Genomic DNA, 1,704 nt, shown 5'->3' with positions numbered 1-1,704 from the left:
AGCTTGACTCTGTCGGGGATCTTGGAGTTTCGCGGTGCGACAGCATGGTCAACGGGCATGCTCGGGTAGTTCCGATGACCGATGCAGCTGTCGAGGTGCCCGTTGTCCCTCCGCCCACGTTCCGGTGAGCAGGTCCCGCCTCTGACTGCGCAGGTCGCGCGGGCGAGCAACCCGGGCGGCACGACGGCGATATGGGTGCGCGACCGGCTGGACGGGCTGTGGTGTGACGAGGACTTCGCCGACTGGTACCCGCGTGACGGGCGTCCGGGTCTCTCGCCTGCTCAACTGGCTACCGTCTGTGTGCTGCAGTTCCTGCTCGGCCTGTCGGACCGGCAGGCCGCCGAGGCGGTCCGCTGCCGTATCGACTTCAAGTACGCGATGGCCATGGAACTGGATGACCCCGGGTTCCACCACAGCGTGCTGGCCGATTTCCGCGACCGTCTCGCCGAAGGCGACCGTGCTGACCGCCTCCTCGACCTCGCGCTGGCCCGCCTCAAGGAGGCCGGCCTGGTGCACGAGCGCACCACCCAGCGCACCGACTCCACCCATGTCCTGGCCGCGGTGCGTGACCTGACCCGCCTGGAGCTGATCACCGAGGCAGTCCGCGCCGCACTGGAAGAAGTCGCCGGCACCTCCCCTCACCTGCTGGACGAGCTGGTCGATGAGGACTGGGGGCGCCGCTACGGCCGGCCGGTCCGTCTGGGCAAGAACCCCACCAAGCCCAAGACCAGGATTCTTGCCACCGGAAACGACGCCGTCCGGCTCCTGGAACACCTCTACCGGCATGGAGCGGACCGCACGTCCGGCCCTCGTATCCAGGCCCTGCGCCAGATCATGCTGCAGAACTACCACCGTGACGCCGCAGGACACCTGCGCTGGCGCACCGCCGAGAAGGAAGACGGGCCCGGGCTGCCGCCCTCGTCCCGGGCGGTCGTCTCTCCCTACGACACCTCGGCCCGCTACGCACGGCACGGACACATCATCAGCTGGAAGGGGTTCTCCGCTCACCTGACCGAGACCTGTGCCCCCGACGGCGCCAACGTGATCACGGATGTGGCCACCACCGCGGCCACCACACACGACAGCCAGGTCCTGCCCGGTATCCACACGCGTCTGCGCCGCCGCGGCCTGCTGCCCGCCGAGCACTTGGTCGACGCCGGCTACACCTCCCTGCCCCACCTGGAACAAGCCACCCGTGAACACCAGGTCACCGTCTCCGGACCACTCCGGAGCAACCCCACCCGGCAACACCGCCGGGACGAGGGCTTCGCCCGGGACGACTTCCACATCGACTACGACCGCCAGCAGGTCACCTGTCCCCAGGGCCAGGTCAGCCAGGGCTGGCACGGCCCCTACCCGACATCCTCACCCACTGCGGCCCCGCTGATCGTGGCCAGGTTCACCAAAAGCCAGTGCCAGCCCTGCCCGGCCCGCACCCAGTGCACCACCTCCCGCGAAAGCACCCGCACCGTGGGCTTTCCCCCACGAGAACTCCGCGACCTGCAACTTCGCGTCCGCACCGAGCAACAGACACCCGAGTGGAAGACCCGCTACGCGGTCCGCTCCGGAGTGGAGGGCACGGTCAACGAGTTCGCCCACGGATACGGCATGCGACGCTGCCGCTACCGCGGACAGGGAAAAGCCCACATCCAGCACGTCCTGACGGCCATCGCCGTCAACATCGAACGCCTTAGCGGACTGCCA

Annotated in this window: 1 protein-coding gene; it reads left to right on the top strand. The window is 68.6% G+C overall.

The features are described 5' to 3' along the window. Positions 1–102: 102 nt before the first annotated feature. The coding region (locus ACWFR4_RS48725) for an IS1182 family transposase (protein WP_453658411.1) at positions 103–1,704 on the top strand (1,602 nt) is incomplete at its 3' end.

It is taken from the genome of Streptomyces sp. NPDC055140 (assembly GCF_053607285.1).
The sequence above is the reverse complement of the archived record's forward strand: the minus strand, read 5'-3'. Positions and strand labels throughout refer to the sequence as shown.